The sequence below is a fragment of the Nocardia flavorosea genome (assembly GCF_015477805.1).
Taxonomy (GTDB): domain Bacteria; phylum Actinomycetota; class Actinomycetes; order Mycobacteriales; family Mycobacteriaceae; genus Nocardia; species Nocardia flavorosea_A.
The window spans coordinates 124,941-141,641 of record NZ_JADLQL010000006.1 but is presented as its reverse complement, the minus strand read 5'-3'; the positions used below and the strand labels follow the sequence as shown (position 1 = coordinate 141,641).

General features: G+C 68.4%; 15 protein-coding genes. 5 read left to right on the top strand and 10 right to left on the bottom strand.

Features of this window, described 5'->3' with window-relative positions; translation table 11 throughout:
• Positions 1-14: 14 nt before the first annotated feature.
• Together IU448_RS24595 and IU448_RS24590 are read right to left on the bottom strand one after the other, a co-directional pair.
• The gene (locus tag IU448_RS24595; protein ID WP_195058072.1) at positions 15-1,481 is read right to left on the bottom strand and encodes a flavin-containing monooxygenase; all 1,467 of its coding nucleotides are present in this window, start codon (positions 1,479-1,481) and stop codon (positions 15-17) included.
• A 138-nt stretch (positions 1,482-1,619) separates the two neighbouring features.
• A complete protein-coding gene (locus IU448_RS24590; protein ID WP_195058071.1) occupies positions 1,620-2,372 on the bottom strand; it encodes an ankyrin repeat domain-containing protein in 753 nt (250 codons plus the stop codon).
• A 175-nt stretch (positions 2,373-2,547) separates the two neighbouring features.
• Between IU448_RS24590 and IU448_RS24585 the strand changes: the two genes are divergently transcribed.
• The 3 genes from IU448_RS24585 to IU448_RS24575 all read left to right on the top strand — a co-directional run bounded on the left by IU448_RS24585 (position 2,548) and on the right by IU448_RS24575 (position 4,466).
• Entirely contained in the window at positions 2,548-3,390 is an 843-nt protein-coding gene (locus IU448_RS24585; RefSeq protein WP_195058070.1) for a nucleotidyltransferase domain-containing protein, read from the top strand.
• Positions 3,391-3,565: 175 nt separating this feature from the next.
• Positions 3,566-3,907, top strand: a complete 342-nt coding sequence (locus IU448_RS24580; RefSeq protein WP_228814196.1) for an ArsR/SmtB family transcription factor — start codon at positions 3,566-3,568, stop codon at positions 3,905-3,907.
• Between the two features lies 1 nt (position 3,908).
• Positions 3,909-4,466 (top strand): SRPBCC domain-containing protein, encoded by a 558-nt coding sequence (locus IU448_RS24575; RefSeq protein ID WP_195058069.1) that lies wholly within the window; start codon positions 3,909-3,911, stop codon positions 4,464-4,466.
• Positions 4,467-4,483: 17 nt separating this feature from the next.
• Here the strand turns inward: IU448_RS24575 and IU448_RS24570 are convergent, their stop codons facing one another.
• The 3 genes from IU448_RS24570 to IU448_RS24560 are packed head-to-tail and all read right to left on the bottom strand — an operon-like array spanning position 4,484 to position 7,418.
• Entirely contained in the window at positions 4,484-5,482 is a 999-nt protein-coding gene (locus tag IU448_RS24570; RefSeq protein WP_195058068.1) for a zinc-binding dehydrogenase, read from the bottom strand.
• Positions 5,483-5,530: 48 nt separating this feature from the next.
• Complete coding sequence (locus IU448_RS24565) at positions 5,531-6,874, bottom strand: carotenoid oxygenase family protein (protein ID WP_195058067.1); 1,344 nt, start codon at positions 6,872-6,874, stop codon at positions 5,531-5,533.
• Positions 6,858-7,418, bottom strand: coding sequence for a hypothetical protein (locus IU448_RS24560; RefSeq protein WP_195058066.1), 561 nt, complete (start codon positions 7,416-7,418; stop codon positions 6,858-6,860). Before IU448_RS24560 ends, IU448_RS24565 begins: the two co-directional genes overlap by 17 nt.
• A gap of 84 nt (positions 7,419-7,502) precedes the next feature.
• Here IU448_RS24560 and IU448_RS24555 point away from each other — a divergent pair, with 84 nt between their 5' ends.
• Complete coding sequence (locus tag IU448_RS24555) at positions 7,503-8,030, top strand: PadR family transcriptional regulator (RefSeq protein WP_195058065.1); 528 nt, start codon at positions 7,503-7,505, stop codon at positions 8,028-8,030.
• Between the two features lie 99 nt (positions 8,031-8,129).
• Here the strand turns inward: IU448_RS24555 and IU448_RS24550 are convergent, their stop codons facing one another.
• The 3 genes from IU448_RS24550 to IU448_RS24540 form a co-directional block, all read right to left on the bottom strand.
• Positions 8,130-8,624, bottom strand: a complete 495-nt coding sequence (locus IU448_RS24550) for a nucleoside deaminase (RefSeq protein ID WP_195058064.1) — start codon at positions 8,622-8,624, stop codon at positions 8,130-8,132.
• 286 nt (positions 8,625-8,910) lie between these two features.
• Positions 8,911-10,692: a cutinase family protein gene (locus IU448_RS24545; protein WP_195058063.1), complete on the bottom strand. Its 1,782-nt coding sequence runs from the start codon at positions 10,690-10,692 to the stop codon at positions 8,911-8,913.
• A 102-nt stretch (positions 10,693-10,794) separates the two neighbouring features.
• Positions 10,795-12,393, bottom strand: a complete 1,599-nt coding sequence (locus tag IU448_RS24540) for a putative glycoside hydrolase (RefSeq protein WP_324188706.1) — start codon at positions 12,391-12,393, stop codon at positions 10,795-10,797.
• Between the two features lie 113 nt (positions 12,394-12,506).
• Here IU448_RS24540 and IU448_RS24535 point away from each other — a divergent pair, with 113 nt between their 5' ends.
• A complete protein-coding gene (locus tag IU448_RS24535; RefSeq protein WP_195058061.1) occupies positions 12,507-13,520 on the top strand; it encodes a polysaccharide deacetylase family protein in 1,014 nt (337 codons plus the stop codon).
• Positions 13,521-13,574: 54 nt separating this feature from the next.
• Here the strand turns inward: IU448_RS24535 and IU448_RS24530 are convergent, their stop codons facing one another.
• Both IU448_RS24530 and IU448_RS29625 read right to left on the bottom strand, forming a co-directional pair.
• Entirely contained in the window at positions 13,575-13,772 is a 198-nt protein-coding gene (locus IU448_RS24530) for a hypothetical protein (protein WP_195058060.1), read from the bottom strand.
• 120 nt (positions 13,773-13,892) lie between these two features.
• Positions 13,893-16,451: a LuxR C-terminal-related transcriptional regulator gene (locus tag IU448_RS29625; protein WP_195058059.1), complete on the bottom strand. Its 2,559-nt coding sequence runs from the start codon at positions 16,449-16,451 to the stop codon at positions 13,893-13,895.
• Positions 16,452-16,701: the final 250 nt, after the last annotated feature.

Sequence of the window (16,701 nt, the reverse complement as noted above, 5' to 3'; positions counted from 1 at the left end):
CACCGGCCGGAGGCTTACGCGGCAGGGGTAAGGGTGTAGTCCTGCGGCTCCAGTCTGCGGACGCGCCGGCGGTAGCTGGTGACCGTACCGGGCCAGTTGTTGGTGATCCGTCCGGCGGCATTGCGATACCAGCTGGAGCAGAAATTCCACGGGGTGCGCTCGAGACGTTTCTGCAGCGCGTCGTTGAACGTGCGCTCGGTTTCGGCGCGGACCTCGAGCACGTGTCCGGGTTTGCCCGCGAGGAGTTGTACGGCCTGACGGATATACCTCGACTGGGTTTCGATCATATAGATGATCGATCCGACGCCCAGGTTCGTATTCGGCCCGTAGACCATGAAGAAATTCGGGAACTCCGGCACTGCCATGCCGTAATAGGCGTGTGCGCCGTCGGCCCACACATCGGCCAGTTCGCGACCGCCCCGGCCGCTGATCCGCATCGGCCACAGGAATTCGGTGCCTTTGAAACCGGTGCCGTAGATGATCACATCGGCTTCGTGTAGCGCGCCGTCGGCCGTGCGGACACCGCGCGGGGTTATCTCGGTGACGGCAGCGGTGGTCACTTCCACATTGGGTTGCGTGAGCGCCGGAAAGTAATCGCTGGAGAAGAGTGTGCGTTTACAGGCGATCGGATAATCGGGAGTGAGTTTGGCGCGCAACTCGGGATCGTCGACATTCTTGCGCAGGTTCCGTGCCGCCATCCGCGCCACCAGGCGGCTGATGATCGGTAGTTCCACCAGGCCCAGCGAGGATATCTCGGCCGTCAGCCACCAGCCCAGGCGTTCGACCGAAAGCATACCGGGAATTCTCGCGAACAATTTGTGCTGCACCGGCGAATAATCGGTATCGAATTTCGGCAGCACCCATGCGGCGGTGCGCTGGAACAGGGTGAGCTGTTCGACCTGCGGTTGGATCTGTGGCACATATTGGACGGCGCTGGCGCCGGTACCGATACAGGCCACTCGTTTGCCGGCGAGGTTCACCTCGTGATCCCACATGGCCGAATGGAAAGACTCTCCGGCAAAACTGCCGACACCCGGAATACTCGGATATTGCGGGCGGGACAGTTGCCCGACGGCCGAAATAAGCACATCGGCGTGGTGGGTGGCGTCGTCGGCCGTGGTCACCGTCCAGCGGCCGGTTTTCTCGTCGAACACCGCCTCGGTGACCTCGGTGCCGAACTCGATCCGGTCGAGCAGCTCGTGCCGGCCCGCGACCCCACGCAGATACTCGTGGATGGCGGCCTGCCCGGAATAGCGCTGCGGCCAGTCGGGTTTCGGCTCGAACGAATACGAGTACAGCGGAGACGGAACATCGCAGGCCGCCCCGGGGTAGGTGTTCTCCCGCCAGACCCCGCCGAGATCGAGGGCTTTCTCCAGGATGGTCAAATCGGTGAAGCCGTGGCGTCGCAATTCGATCGCCACGCCGATTCCGCCGAATCCGGTGCCGATGATCAGTACCGATATCGGGCGTGCCACGCTCATCCCCGCTCCTGTCCGCCTGTGTCACCTTTCACTGTAGAACCGCGGACAGGGTCCAGATCGGCACTTTCGGCCAACAGGGGGCCGGTTGTGGCGCGGATTGCCGAGCGGAGATCGTCCGGACCGTTCGGTGATTCACCGTCACTCCGGGCCTGATTCGCCCGGTGCCTGCAGCAGCGCGGCAATCGCGCTGTGCCCGTTCTGGATCGAGGTCTCACCCCCGCCGCCGTCGCGGTCGTCGTAGCGCAGGGTGATCAGTTCCGTGCCGTCGCCGGCGGGACTGCGATGTACCGTGTAGCCGCGTTCGCCCCAGCCGGGTGATTCGGCGAGAAGGCCGACCAGGTCCGCGCCGGCGAGCTCGGCTGCGATCTGCGCGGCTGTCCGCCCGTCCTGGTCGGTGCGCGTGGGGTCGGCGCCGTGGTCGAGCAGTGACCGCACGATCCCGTATCGTCCGCCGCGGGCCGCAATCGTCAACGGCGTGGGGGAGAGGTTCGGGTCGGCGCCCGCGGTGAGCAAGAGGTCCACCGTTTCGCGGTGGCCGTTGCGCACGGCCCACAGCAGCGGAGGAGTGCCCGGGCCCGTCTGGTCCGGATGTGGCGGTTCGGGCAGATCGGGGTCGGCGCCGGCGGCCAGCAGCGCCGATACGACACCGGTGTGGTTCCAGCACGCCGCGGCGCACAACGGCAGTCCTTCTTCGACAGGGTCGCCGGCGAGATTCGGATCCGCCCCGTATGCCAGGAGCAGGTGAACGATTTCGGTGGAACCGTGCACTGCGGCCTGGTAGAGCGGAGTGCTCCCGTCCTCGTCCGGCTCGTCGGGCTCCGCGCCTTCTTTCAGTAGTGTCTCGACTGCCGTCGGGTCGCGTTCCCACACCGCGCTGATCAGGTTCGTCACCCACCAATTACAGCTGCGGTGTCAACCGGATAACCGCCCGGACGCGCATGCAGCGCGCCGCGCCGATGATATGGCGGCGGGGTGCGCATCCATATCCTGTCGAGCCCTAGCCTGAGGGGATGGTCGGGTTCGGTGCGGGCGGTCCGGCGGCGGGACCGTATTGCGCGGGTGTGCGATGACGGATTACGGGCCGCCGTGGGATCGGCACGGGCAACCGGGCGCCGGTGGGGCTACCGGGCCGGATGACCTGCCCGGTGACGTGCAGTCCTACCTGTCCGAACTGGTGCGGCGGGTCCGCGACGTCTACGGCGATCGGCTGGTGAGTGTCGGCGCGGTGGGTTCGCTGGCGTTGGGGGACTATCGGCACGGCCGCAGCGATATCGATATCGCGGTCGTGGTCGACCCGTCGGCGCCCGTGCCGGCCGCGCACGAGTTGGCACAGGCACTGGCCCATCCCGGGTTCCGCTGTCCGGCCGCCGGTCTGGAGCTCGTGGTGTACGACGCCGACTTCGCCGTTTCCGGTGCTCCGGGCGCAGGGTATCTGCTGAACCTGAACACAGGTCCGCTGCTGCCGGCCGTCGCCGATTACGACCCCGGGGGGACGCAGGGGTTCTGGTTCGTGATCGATCGCGCGGTCGGGCAGCAGAGTGGGTGGACGTTGGCCGGTCGTTCGATTCGGGAAGCGCTCGGCGCACCCGCGCGGCGGGACCTGCTGGCGGCGGTGGCGGAGTCGGTGCGGGAGCATGCGGCGGGGCAGGGACATCTCGCCGACAATCGGGTACTCAACGGCTGCCGGTCCGTCCTCTACTGCCGGACCGGGCGCTGGGCTGCCAAACGAGCGGCCGGGCGCTCGATCGCGGCCGCCGAACCGCGCTTCCGTCCGGTGGTGGATCGAGCGCTGCGCAGCTTCGAGCGGCCGCGGGGTGAGGCACGCGACCTGCCCGTCGAGGAGGTGAACAGCTTCCTGTCCTGGGTACGGCGCGATGTCGACCGGGTATGCGGCGTTGTGGGCTCCTGACCTGCCGGGCATCGGCTGGTTCCGCGGCCGGGTACGAGTGCGGGGGCGTGAGGGTAACGGATACCGAAGCACGCGGGCGGTTCGGTGGCGCGGCGGCCGGGGGCTGTGCGGAACTCGGGTAGGGCTCGGTGCCCGCAGCGGAGAGCAAATATATTCCTTGACAGGAATATTCTCCATGAGGAATTATATGGGCGTGGCTCGCGATGTCTTCGAAGTTCTCGCCGATCCCACGCGGCGGCGGATCCTCGAACTGCTGCGTGACGGTGAGCACACCGTCGGCGAACTCGTCGGTGCGCTGGATACGGCGCAACCGAATGTGTCCAAACATCTGAAAATGCTCGACGCCGCCGCGCTGGTGCAGGTCCGGGTGGACGGCCCGCGTCGCCACTATGCGCTGGCCGCCGCCCGGCTGCGCGAGATCGATGCCTGGCTGGCGCCGTTCCGCGAAATCTGGGCCGATCGGCTCGACCAGCTCGAGGGCTATCTCGACACCATGCCCGACGAACCCGAGGAGTGAGATGACCGGAGTGAACCAGCGGCTCGGCGAGGTATTGCGCGACGGCGATCGCGTGGGCGTCCGCTATGAGCGCGTGCTCGCACATCCGCCGGCCAAAGTATGGCGGGCGCTCACCGAATCCGAGCATCTGCGGCATTGGTTCCCGGCCGATATCCTCGGCGAGCGCCGGGCCGGGGCCGAGGTCCGGTTCCGGTTCTGGCCCGAATCGGTCGAACAGGCCGCGGGCGAACTGGCCGAGATGGAAATCGATCTCGACGAACCCGACCTTCCCGGCCGGATCATCACCTGGGATCCCCCGCAGGTCTTCGAATTCCGCTGGGACGACGAGCAACTGCGGTTCGAGCTGAGCGCCGACGGGCAGGGGACGCGATTGCGTTGCACCGTCTGGTTCGGCACACCCGGCCCGCATGGTGTGGAGGGCACTGCCGCCGGTTACCACGTCTGCCTCGACGCGCTCGTGGAATCGCTCGGCGGTGAACCCCTCGGGCCGCCGGACCCGGCGACGGTGACGGCGCTGCGCCGTCACTATGCCGAGGCCGTCGGCACGACCTCGGCATAGCCGCCCGCGAGCGGAGATCAACCGATACGGAGCAGGGTGCGGCCCAGCGCGGTGCGGGCCTCGATGGCCGCGTGCGCGCGAGCCGCCTCGGCCAGCGGGTAGGTCTGGCCGATGACGACCTCGACCGCGTCGGTCGCCAGGGCATCGAGTATGCGGGTGGCATACCCGGCGCGATAGTCGTCACCGGTGTCCAGTTCATGCAAGCCGACGGCATCGATTCCGCGCGCGCGGGCGTCGGCCGCTGCTGAACCGGCGAATTCTCCTGCGGCCGCGCCATATCCGATGAATCGCCCGCCCGCGGCGGTGATCGCCAGTGCCGAATCGCCGGGCCCGCCACCGGCGCCGTCGAGCACGATCCGGGGGCCCGCGCCGCCGGTCGCGGCCAGTACGCGATCGGTCCAGCCGGGGGCGGAGTAATCGATCGCGATATGCGCGCCCAGGCGTTCGGTGAGCGCGAGCTTGGCGTCTCCGCGCGCGGCCGCGATCACGTGCGCACCCGCCTGCCGGGCGAATTGGATGAGCAGGGTACCCAGCCCGCCGGCCGCGGCGGTGATCAGTACCCGATCACCGGCCCGCACGGCGGCACGGTCGAAGACGGCGAGCGCGGTATGACCGTCGTGGACAAGTGCTGTCGCCTGGTCGATGCTCACCTCCTCGGGCACCTCGGTGAGAAGATCGGCCTGCGCGAGTGCCTGTTCGGCGTAGCCCCCGGTCGGGACTCCGCCGCCGATACCACTGGCCGCCGTCCGGGCCGCCACCCGCCGGCCGACCCAGGCACTGTCCACGCCCGGCCCGACTGCGCGGACCGTGCCACCGATCGCGCCGCCGGGAATGTACGGCGGCCGCACCGGGAAGAAATCGGTGCCCCAGCCCGCGCGCAACTGGGTGTCGAGGAACATCACATCGGCCGCGCCGACCTGCACCACGACCTGTCCGGCCGCCGGTTCGGGCGCCGGAACCTCCTGCAGCCCGAGTACCTCTGGTCCGCCGAACTCCTTGACCTGTACTGCTCGCACTGTGTGCCTCCTCGATCAGCTGGTACCGGGTCAGTCTGGATCCTCAACCTAACTCGAGGTCAACCCGGGAAGTGGCCGGCTCTGTGCGGGAGGGTCGGGAAACCAGTTGCCGTGGAACCCGGTCGGGACACGCACACCGAGATGGATCTGCGCGAGCGGGGCCGCCGACGGATTCCCGGCGTCGAGGATTACGAGATCGCTGGTGGCGGTTTCGGCGCGGAATACGAACAGCAGCAGGTATCCGGCGCCGGTGGCGGACGGTACGAAGACGGCCTCGCCGGGCTCGTCCGGGCCGAATTCGTGTGTCCGGTGCTGACCCGAGTTCGTATCGTATGCGGTCAGGTGGTGGGTGCCGATGGCGTACACGTTCGAGTGTGGCCGGCCGGTCGACGCGTCGTCGATGCGCGGGAACTCGATACTGCGGTCGTCGAGGGCGCGTTCGGTAACCGTGTCGCGGGTGAGATCGATCGTCCATTCGTGCAGTGTTCCGTCCTCGTCGAAGGCCGAACTGGAACCGACCCACATCGACTCGTAGCGCACCGCGTGCAAGGTGATCACGCCGCCGGAATCGAAGGCGTTCGCGACGTGGAAGACATAGCAGGGTGCGATATCGAACCAGCGCACCGCCGCGGCCGGATCGTCGCGGCGCAGCACCCCGATACGGGCCCCGTAGCCGGCGTCCCAGAGGTAGGGCATGGTGCCCTGCTGTGCCGATTCGAGACTGAAAACGACCGGCAGATCGAGGAACAGGACGTACCGTTCGGTGATCGCGAAGTCGTGCATCATGGTCAGGCCGGGGACGTCGATCGGCTGGTCCACGACGAGCGTGCCGCCCGCATCGGCGCGGTGATAGCGCACATGTGGTGTGGTGAGGCTGCCGTAGCCGAAGAAATGCAGTTCCCCGGTGACGGGGCAGGTCTTGGGATGCGCGGTCATCGAATCGGTGAGCGCACCGCCGAAATCGTAGACGCCCAGGGTATCGAGCTCGTCGGTGATTTCCCAGGGCAGTGACGATTCGACCAGCGCCAGCAGGTGCCCGGCGTGACCGACGATATGTGTATTGGCGTTGGCCACATGGAGATTGCGGTTGCCGGTAGCCGGGTCGTAGAGCGGTGTGGGGTCTCCGTCGAATTTTGCGGTACGAACCCAGCGGTTGCGGTACCACTCGGCCTGGCCGTCCCGCAACCGGACCCCGTGCAGCATGCCCTCGCCGAGAAACCAGTGCGGCGAACCGTTTACCGGGTTCGGGCCGTTTCGCAGGTACCGGCCGTTGAGTTCGGCGGGGATCCGGCCGGTCACCCGGAGTGTGCGCACCGTGCGTTCCCGGTCCACCGGGGCGAAGTTGTCTTCCAGATGGGCGTGTGTGGAACGGGTGTCAGACGGGAGCTGCATCGAACCGTACCTTTCGGACGAGGTGTGCCGTGTAGCGCACGGGGATCAGAATCGAGAGGGGGATGAGAACGTAGGTGGCGTAGCGGCCGGCTGGGCCGAAAGCGCCGACCGAAACCAGGATGAGCAAGCCCGCCACGAGGAAACTGACCAGCCAGGCGCGCGTGATCACGGTATTGAATGCGCGGAAAGCGGGCGTGGCGCTGAACTCCGCCGGCGCCTGCCGGCGTGCGATCGGCTCGGTGAACGGGCGGCCGATCGCGAGCCCGGCGGCGACGACCAGCGCTAGCCACAACTCGCAACCGGCACCGATGAACCGGCCGACCGGATCGGAGCCGGTGGCCGCGGAGCAGAGCGCGGCGGCGAGGAAGAACGCCGCGGTCGCACTGTCGATGGTTGTTTCGGCCAGGCGAACACCGCGAGTGAGCCGCAGTCCGATGAGTAGCAGCGCTGCCGCGCCGCTGATCAGCGCCGCCGTCGCCACCGGCGTGAAAGACGAGGCGATCGCGTACACGATCCACGGGCAGACGGCGAAAACGACGGACATGGGCACCTCATGTGGGGAGTCGGCCTTGACCTACTACTTTGTCATGTCAGTTGTGACATGACAAGAGAGGGATATCATCGGCCCATGAGTCTCCGATTCGCCGCGCTCGGCCTTCTCGCGCAAGAGTCCGGCAGCGGTTACGACCTCCTCAAGCGCTTCGAGAACTCGATGGCCAACGTATGGGCCGCTACCCAGAGCCAGCTGTACGGTGAACTCGGCCGGCTCGAACGCGAGGGATTGATCGAAATCGCCGCCGAAGGGCCGCGGCGCCGGAAGCTGTACGCGATCACCGAAACCGGGCGCCACGCACTGAGGGACTGGCTCGCCACCCCGGATTCCACGCCCGCCCGCAGCTCACGCCTGCTGCGGGTCTTCCTGCTGTCGGAGGTGGATACGCCCGCCGCCCTGGCGTTCTTCGCCGATATCGAGCAGCGGGCGGAGGCGGAACTCGCGCACCTGACCACGCTGCTCGAACAGATTCCCTGGGACACCGGCGACAACGACTTCGGGCGTATCGCCTTGGAACACGGTCTGCGCCACTACCGAATGGAAGCCGACTGGGCCCGCTGGGCGACCGCCCGGCTGACCGCCGAAGGGCCCGCGGCCCGATGAGCACTCCACCGGCTGCTCGTATTCATCGCGAGATCTCCGAACCGGCCCACCCATTCGTCGTCGGTCCAAGGGCGTTGCGGCCGGATCAGGTGGCCGAGGTCAGCTCGTGCTGCCGCTCGGGGCGAAGCAGGCGCGGTAGAGCTCTCGAACCTCCCCGGCCAGTTCGTCGACCGGCCCGTCGGTGACCACGCCCGGGACGATCTCGCCGATCGGTAGCGAGGCGACCGGTGCCGCGGGAACATCCCATTCGCGCAGCCAAGCCCGGAACTGACTGCCGGAGGTGATGTAGACGATGCGTCCCAACCCGGCCCAGCCATGGCTCGCGGAGCACATCGGGCAATGCTCCCCGGAGGTGTAGACGGTGGCGGCGGCGCGTTGTTCCGGAGGCAGCTGCCCGGCGGCCCAGCGGGATATCGCGAATTCCGGATGCCGGGTCGCGTCACCGCTGTTCACCCGGTTCCGGTCCTCGAAGAGCACTGTGCCATCGGCGGCGACCAGGACGGAGCCGAACGGTTCGTCGCCGACGGCCAGTGCTTCACGGGCGAGTTCGATGCAACGGCGAAGGTAGGTGAGGTCCTGTGCGGAGACGGTCATAAGGGTATCTTCGCCGATCCGGGACAAACGGCGGGAGCCGTACCCGGCGGTTCCGCCGGGATCGCCCGGTGACCGGTCAGCGACTCGACCGGAACAATCGCTTGCCGGGTTCGACCATTTTCCGCACTGTCAGGCCCTGCACGTATTCGCCGATGCCGCCCGGGCGAGACAGAGCGCGACGGTGACGGAGGCCGGACCGGTCGGTTGTTCCCGCCGACGGGTCGGCGCGCGCCCCAGGAAGCCGTGACCTGCCGTCCCGGCTCCTGGATGGTACGGAACCCGCCGCTCAGCGCGTGGTTTCGGCGACCGATTCACCCGCCGGTGGTGCCGGTGTTGCCGTGGTGGTCGTCTCGGTGGCCGGGGGTACCGTCGTCGTGGGTCTGGTGGACGGCGGCGCGGCGACCTTCGTTGCGGGTGCGGAACTCGGGGGCGCAGTCGTCGAACTCGGCGGTTCCGTCGTCGACGAGGGCGGTACCGTCGTCTGCTCGCCGGCCGGCGGTGTGGTGGTCGTGGTGGTCTCTTCCGGTGTCATCGTGGTGCTTGTTTCTTCCGGCGTGGTCGTAGCCGAGGCGGTGCCGGTGGTGGTCGGCACCGATGTGGTGGTCCCGGCCGGCTGTTCGGTGGTCGTCGCCGCGGCGGCCCGGTAGGCATCGTCCAGATCTTCGGGGGTGGGGGTGGACTTCGTATCCACCGGTTCGCCCGCCTGGGCTTGCTTCGCGAGATGAGTGAGCCAGGCCGCCGCGTATTCGGCGGAGGTCAGCGGTTTGCCGTTGGCCGGGTCGGCATCGCGCCAGTAGTCGAAGTGGTGACCGGTGGCGTTCGGGCCCAGCGTGAGGTTGTAGGGGTCGGACAGGATCACCGGGATGGTGTTCTGGTTGGTCACGATCAGCCCGATGATCTCGTTGAGCACCTTTTGCGGGAGGTAGGCCAGCGGCGCCATCTCGTCGGTCGAGATCGAGTCGGCGGGCTGTTCGCCGGCCGGGGGAGTGACGCCGGGTTCGTAGCCCGGCTCGGAGACCCGCAGCAGGACCTCGAGGAAGGTTTCGTCACTGGCCATCCAGTTCGGCTGCGACTGGATGTCGGCGAGCGCGAGCAGTGCGACCCGGCTCAGTACGACCGCGACATCCTGACCGGTGGCCGGCGTCAACCCGTCCCGCTCGAGCGCGTCGACATTCATCTGCCGCGCCACATTGACCACCAGTTGCAGCAGCGCGATGTTCTCCGGTGCCGCGCAGGTGAGGTCGCCGTCGGAGCAGAACGAGGCGATCTTGCCGTTCAGCGCGCCGAAATCACCACTCGTATCGGGGAGCGCGCCTTGACCGGGAACCGGGTTCTTCCCGTTCTGATACGCCTGGTCGAAACCGTCCGGGTTGCCGTGTGGGTTCTCGGCGCCCGGGAACGGGCCGTCACCCGCGGCGCGGCCGGAATCGGCGAGGATGACCACACCGGTGACCCGGTCCGGGTCGACGATCGCGTAGCCGCCGTCCTGCTGTTCCTGATGCCCGATCTCCATGGCGACCCGGCGCACCACATCGGCGCCCTCGCTGTAGCCGACGATCGCGAAGCGGGTGTCCGGGCAGGCCCGCGAGATCTCGCGCATCACCTGCTGGGTGTTGGCGACCCCGGAGGTGACCGCTTCCTCGTAGGTGGCCATATCCGCCGGGTAGGCGATATAGACCGCGGCGTAGGAACCGGGGTCCACATCATCGGCGGGGGCGTTGACCACCGGGTCCACCCAGTCGCTGCTGTGATCGCCCGACAGCGCCGCGGGCAGCGGGTTGCCGTGCGCGTCCACCAGCAGTTTCGTGGTGCCTTCCCGAGGAGTGTCCCCGCGGCCCGCGACCGAGATGGTGACCATATCGTGGCATTCGGTGACCGATGCCTTCAGTTGCGTATCCGCCTGCTGCGAGGGTGCGGTCACCGAATAGGCGGCGCCCACCGCTGCCACCACACCCAGGGCGGCGGGTGCGGCGATCGCCGCGGCGATACGGTGCCGGGCGAACCAGCCGCGGGATCGCCGGGCGAACCCGCCGGATGATCGCAGAATCCAGCTACTTCGGAAAGCCATGTCCCATGCTCCATTCCAGAACTGACAAATGGACGGACTGGCCCCCCGACGGGCCGTTACGTCACCGGAGACGTCGCCGCGGGGGCGTGCGGCGTTACGCGATCAGGCGGGGGCGAGTGCGCCGCCGTGATATTCCACGCTCGGACTCCACAGGAAAAAACTGTCGATCCCGGCTTTGTAGGTCGCGTCGATCTGTGCCCTGACCTGGGCGTCCCCATAGTCGACGCCCAAACTGAAATCCTGCAGCCAAGGGATCACCGTCGCGCCCGTGCCTTTGGTCACGGTCTGGAAATCACGCAGGGAGGCGGCGACGATATCGAACGGCTGTGCGTTCGGATTCGCCACACCGTATTCGCCCGGACCCCAGTGCGAGGGGTAGATCATCGGTGCGACGAAATCCACCTGCGGTGCGATGAGCCGGATATCCTGCGCGATCTGGCCGGGCCGGGTCGCGGCGATCCCGTAGACCGCGGCGCTCTGGTGCGCGCCGGCCGCGTGCACCGGATCGCGGCTCTGCGCCAGGAACCCGGCGACAGCTTCGGTGGCGGGGCCCGCCAGTCCGGGGAAGCGCATACTCGACAGGCTGCCGTCGGGGCGGCGGACGTAGTCGTACATGATCCCGTCGAAGCCCAGTTCCGCGGCCTCGACGGCAAGCGCGATGTTGTAGTCGCGAACCTCGGGATGGGCGAAATTGGTGAACGCGATCGCGCCGTAGTGGCTCGAGTAGGGTTGTCCGGCCGGGTTCTGCACCACCCAATCCGGGCGGCCGTGCCGCCAGGCCCATTCGGCGAGCGTGGGATCGCGGAAGGCGACGATCCGGCCGACCACCTGCACCCCCATATCGTGGAGTTGCCGTAGCGCCGCCCGCGCTTCGTAGATGGGGGTGGCGGCGCCGGTCGTGCGGGCCAGCGGCACCGTCGAGGCGTAGCCGACGACGCCGTCCTCGTCCTTGATATCGAGTTGCACGGTATCGATACGTTTCTGGCGGGCCAGATCGAGAACGGCTTCGCGCATCGGACCGTATGACCAGGCGTGTGCGGTGACGTGCACGGCCCGCATCCGGGGTAGATCGATACCGGTGGTGAGCGCCTGCGCGGTGGTGTTGCCGGCCGCGTCCACCGCCACCACCTCCGACCCGGTGGGGCTGTGCGGGAGTTCGCTGACGAAACTGCCGTCGGGGCCGGGTGACACCGAATGCGCGCCGATCGAGACCCATTCCGCGCCGGGCGCCCGCCCGCGCACGGTGACCGGTTCGCGGTAGGAGGCGACGGTATCCGGTTGGGTCACTTCCAGTTCCGGTGCGGCGGTGTCGACGGTGAAGGTCGCCTCGGTGCCCGGGCCGCCGCGCAGCCAACCGGCCACCCCGCCGGACGGGATCTCGGCGGTGAAGGTGTGCTCGCCGTCGGACAGTCCTTCGGGACGGTAGATGACGGTATCGCCGTCGACCCGGCCGGTGACGGGCGAACCGTCCACCGTGAGCTCGACGGCGTGCGGATCGTGTCCGGTGGCGTCCACCCGAAAGGTCAGATCCCGCAGCGCCGCGGCGCCGACGGGGCCCGGCGGGAGACCGGTGAGGGGAAGCTCGGGCGCCGGGGAACGACCGGCTCCGATCCCGGCGAACACCAGCAGGACGAGCGCGACAACACCGACTACCAGGGCTGCCGATCGTTTTCGATCGACGGGCCGGACCCGCACGAGCACAACACACCAACTTCCACGAACAGCTTCCCGCCCACTATGGCGAGTCCCCGGCAGCGCCGATCTGTTTCGCGGAGATGAACCGTAAATCGTTGCCGGCACGTAATATCCGGGCGATGGTGCGGTACCGGGAGAGAGGCGTTCGGGTGGTGGCGGCGGCGCTGATCTGCGCGGCGGCCACCGCATGTGGGGCAACAGGCGAACCCGCCGCGGCGGACACTGCGCCGATTACGTCCGCGGTGGCCCCGCCGCTCGCGCCACCGGATCCGGCGGCCGTCGGCGCCGACGAACTGGGTGAGGTCCCGATCCTCATGTACCACCAGGTGACTGCCGCTCCGGCCGGTGAATACGATCAGAGCCCGGCCGAGTTCCGCGCGGAACTGGAACGGTTGTACCGCGAGGGCTACCGCCCGATCACCACCGCGCAGTACATCACCGGCAATATCGATATTCCGGCCGGGAAACATCCGGTGGTACTCACCTTCGACGATTCCACCGGCAGCCAGCTCCGGTTCACCGCGGACGGGGTTCCCGCCGCCGACTGCGCGGTCGGGGTGCTGGAGCGGTTCGCCGCCGAGCACCCCGACTTCCCGGCCCGCGCGACCTTCTACGTCAACAACGACCCGTTCGAAGCCGATCCGCGCGCCCTGCCCTGGCTGGCCGAGCACGGATACGAGATCGGCGCGCATACCGCGAGCCATCCCGATCTCGCCGGCCTGGACGGCGCGGGCGTGCAGCGGGAGCTGGCGCAGAACGTCCGGGCGATCACCGCCGCGGCGCCGGGAACCACGGTGACCACGATGGCGCTGCCGCTGGGCAGCGCCCCGGCCGATCCGGACCTCGCGCTGGCCGGTACCTCGGACGGAACGTCCTACCGATTCGCTGCGGTCATGCTGGTCGGCGCGAACCCCGCGCCTTCACCGTTCGGTCCGGTCGATCCCGGCGCGGTGCCGCGGATCCGATCAGGGCTGGGTGCGGTACCGTTCGATTCCGCCTATTGGCTCGACGTACTCGCGGCCGAACCGGCCCGCCGCTATACCTCCGACGGCGACCCCGGGCGTATCTCGTTCCCGCGTGCCTCGGCGGATCGGCTCGACCCACGCTGGTCCGAGCGGACTCATACCTATTGATGTCTTCCCCGCACCGCTGCACGTGGGCGTGCCGTCCCTTGCGGCGTCTCGCGCTCAATCGGGTAGCCGCCGCATCTCGATCACGGTGAGACCCAGATTGTCGATACGGGCCAGGATTGCGCGGATACCCGTCGGGTCGGTGACCGGACCCGCCAGCACAGTGGTGCCGCGGGTGTGATCGCCGGTGAGTTCGGGAAAAGCGGCCAGCGCACGTTCGGAGAGTTCGCCGTCGATGGTGAACTGGTATCGCATCGCCGTCTCCTGCCTCGTCCGGACCGGACGCGACGGCAGGTGTCGCCGCGTCGGAATGAAGTGTGTCCCACGGCGTGGCCGCCGCGCATCGTCCGCACCGGGTGAAACGCTCGGACGGGATCAGAGCAATCCGCTGCGCCGTGCTTCCTGCAGCGTCTCCATCCGGGAGCGAGTGCCGAGTTTCGCGTAGATGCCACGCAGATGTGTTTTCACCGTATTGATGGAGACACTGAGATCGTCGGCGATGTGCTGGGTCGTACGGCCCGACGGCAGCTGCTGCAGAATCCGCAGTTCGGTAGCCGTGAGCGGTGGATGCTGGACCCGCCGCCGCGGCCGGTGGCCGGCTCGCACACTGTCGGCGAAGGCGCTGCAGTGCCCGAAACAGCCCGCGTAATAGTCGAGCAGGTCGATGGTGCCGGGAACGTCGAAGAACGGCCGGGCGATCCGGTGGGTGGCGCCGATCCGCAGGGCGTTGTCCACGGCCTCCCGGGTTTTGGAATCGTTGCCCAGCTGATGGTGGGCGCGGGCATGCAGCAGCCAGCCGGTGAGCCGGGCCACGGGGTGGGCGCCGGAGGACGGCGCGAGTACGGGCTCCACCTGGCCGATCACCGTGTGATGGTTACCCGCGACGGAGGTCAGGGCGGCCGTGGACAGGACGGTGTCGGGGATCCGGCCCAGTACTGCGCGCGCCCGTTCGGTCAACTGCCGGGCGGCCGCGGTATCGCCGGCCCTCAGCAGCGCCCACACCGCCGCACTCACCAGGCCGCCACCGAGTACGGGTGCGGGGTCGGTATCGAGCAGCCGGCCGATACTGCGCCGCAGCCGGTCGGCGGTGCCCGGGTCACCGCCGCATTGGCAGTCGAGCAGGCTGCCGACCACATGCGGTAACCGACCCGCCACCGGTCCGGGAGTTCCGTCGCGGCGGATGAGCTCGGCGCACAGCACCCGGATCTGCTCCGGATGCGGATCCGAGCCCTGTAGATAAGCGCCGTAGGCCTCGAGTGCGGTGGCGTGCACGGTTTCCGGCAGATCCAGCAGATCGTGATCGCGGGCGATAGCGCAGGCCCGCTCGGCGCGCTGACGCATCGTCGTGATCGATCCGGCCAGGCCGGCGGTGATGGCGAGCCGAGTCACCGCGATCAAGCGCAACCGGGGATGGCAGCGGGACCGGGTGCGGCTCAGCGCGATCCGCAACCGTTCCTCGCCCCGGGCCAGTTCACCGCGCAGCGCGAGCGCGGTCCCGGTGGCGACGGCCAGATAGCCGTCCAGATCAGGGCGGTCGGCGGGCGGCATCCGCTCCGGGAAAACGACCGGATCGGACTCGGCGCCGGTCGCGACCGCGAGCTCGGCATCCACGGCCGCTGTCAGGGCCTCCAGCCGGTACGGGCCGGCTAGTGAATGCGGATCGTCGTCGGCGAGCAGGCGGGCGCTGTCGCGGTATGCCTGCGCGGTACCGCTGCTGCCGTGCAGCAGCGCGTCGGTGGCCTGCAGCAGGCGCAGGAACGGATCGGTCAGCACATCCGGCGCTGCGGTGGCGAGCGCGTCGAAAAGGGATTCGCCGTGATCGGCGAAAATCAGAGCCAATGCGTGCTCGGCCAGGAACGACCCCAGCTCACGGTGATCGGGTATCGCGAGCAGATGCGTCAGCGCTGCCTGCAATTCGCCGATCGCGGTGAGTCGGCGGGCGCTGCGCAGATGCAGATCGGCACACATATCGCGGCCCAGCCGATTGGCCTCCGCCAGGAAGTAGGCCCGCAGCATCGGATGGTAGGAGTACCAGACCTTTCCACTGCGGGACAGTGAGGTCATCGGGAAATTGATCCGGTCGAGTTCGTAGAGCAGATGCGCGGCGCCGCCGCCGACGAGATCGTCGGCGAGTTGTTCGGTGAACTCGTCCGGAACGCTGGTGCAGGTGAGGAACTGCCGCAGCGCGGGGGAGAGCGTATCGATCAGTTCACCCACCAGCAGGTCGGCGAACGCATGCGGCGGCCGGGCCAGCGCGGTGAGCGCATCGGCGCTGTCGCTCGCGCTGGCGGTGAGATAGATCGCTGCGATCCGCACCAGTGCCGCCCACCCCTCGGTGAGACCCATCAAAGTGTGCAGGCCCTGTTCGTCGAGTACGCATTCGTGCCCCGCGCACAGCCGGGACGCCTCGGCGGGCGAGAGCGCGAGATCCTGCGCGCTCCACCGGGTCAGCCGGGAATGCAGTTGCAGCAGATGCCAGCGGATAGGCGGATCGAAGCGGGCACACAGCACGGTGGTCACCGCCGGAGGTGCATGCTGCAGGAAGTACTCCAGCCCCGCCAGGGCGAGCGGATCGGTGATCAGGTGGGCGTCGTCGATCACCACGACGGCCGGGTCCGCGCTGTCGGCGAGCGCGGCGAGGATGGCTTCGGCCTCGCCCACCCCGGCGGCGGGCTGCCCGGATCCGGCGGCGGGCACGCACAGCCGGGCACGCAGCTCCGGCCACAGCGCGGTCTGGTCACGGACGGTGAGCCAGGCGATCCGGGCCTCCGGATGCGACCGCGGCAGATGCGTTGTCACCCAGTCCGCCACGGCGACCGTTTTCCCGACCCCCACCGCGCCGCAGACCAGCAGGACTCCGCCGTTGCGGTGATCCACCGCGGCGTCCAGGCCGGCGTGCAATCGCGGCCGGGACACCGGGTCGAAGGGGAACACCGGGATATGGGACCGGGGCCGGGCTCGCGATATCGGGCGGCCTGTCGGATCCAGTGTTGGCGAAGCGGTCACGGTGCCTCCCGAAGAAAATTTCCGAAACAGCACTAGCACGCACTCGGCCGCAGCCTACCTGAGCACAGGGCACCCTCAGCGGCCCGTGAACCAACCTGTTACCAGGGCGTATCCGGGAATATTCATCCGTATCGGGTGAGTCGCGCACCGGCCGGGCCGCCATACCGTGGGCCGGATC

Bases quoted from the DNA above. Each gene is read 5' to 3' on its own strand.
- IU448_RS24595 (WP_195058072.1), bottom strand. From the start codon at position 1,481: ATGAGCGTGGCACGCCCGATATCGGTACTGATCATCGGCACCGGATTC.
- IU448_RS24585 (WP_195058070.1), top strand. From the start codon at position 2,548: ATGACGGATTACGGGCCGCCGTGGGATCGGCACGGGCAACCGGGCGCC.
- IU448_RS24580 (WP_228814196.1), top strand. From the start codon at position 3,566: ATGAGGAATTATATGGGCGTGGCTCGCGATGTCTTCGAAGTTCTCGCC.
- IU448_RS24575 (WP_195058069.1), top strand. From the start codon at position 3,909: ATGACCGGAGTGAACCAGCGGCTCGGCGAGGTATTGCGCGACGGCGAT.
- IU448_RS24565 (WP_195058067.1), bottom strand. From the start codon at position 6,874: ATGCAGCTCCCGTCTGACACCCGTTCCACACACGCCCATCTGGAAGAC.
- IU448_RS24560 (WP_195058066.1), bottom strand. From the start codon at position 7,418: ATGTCCGTCGTTTTCGCCGTCTGCCCGTGGATCGTGTACGCGATCGCC.
- IU448_RS24555 (WP_195058065.1), top strand. From the start codon at position 7,503: ATGAGTCTCCGATTCGCCGCGCTCGGCCTTCTCGCGCAAGAGTCCGGC.
- IU448_RS24550 (WP_195058064.1), bottom strand. From the start codon at position 8,624: ATGACCGTCTCCGCACAGGACCTCACCTACCTTCGCCGTTGCATCGAA.
- IU448_RS24545 (WP_195058063.1), bottom strand. From the start codon at position 10,692: ATGGCTTTCCGAAGTAGCTGGATTCTGCGATCATCCGGCGGGTTCGCC.
- IU448_RS24535 (WP_195058061.1), top strand. From the start codon at position 12,507: ATGGTGCGGTACCGGGAGAGAGGCGTTCGGGTGGTGGCGGCGGCGCTG.
- IU448_RS24530 (WP_195058060.1), bottom strand. From the start codon at position 13,772: ATGCGATACCAGTTCACCATCGACGGCGAACTCTCCGAACGTGCGCTG.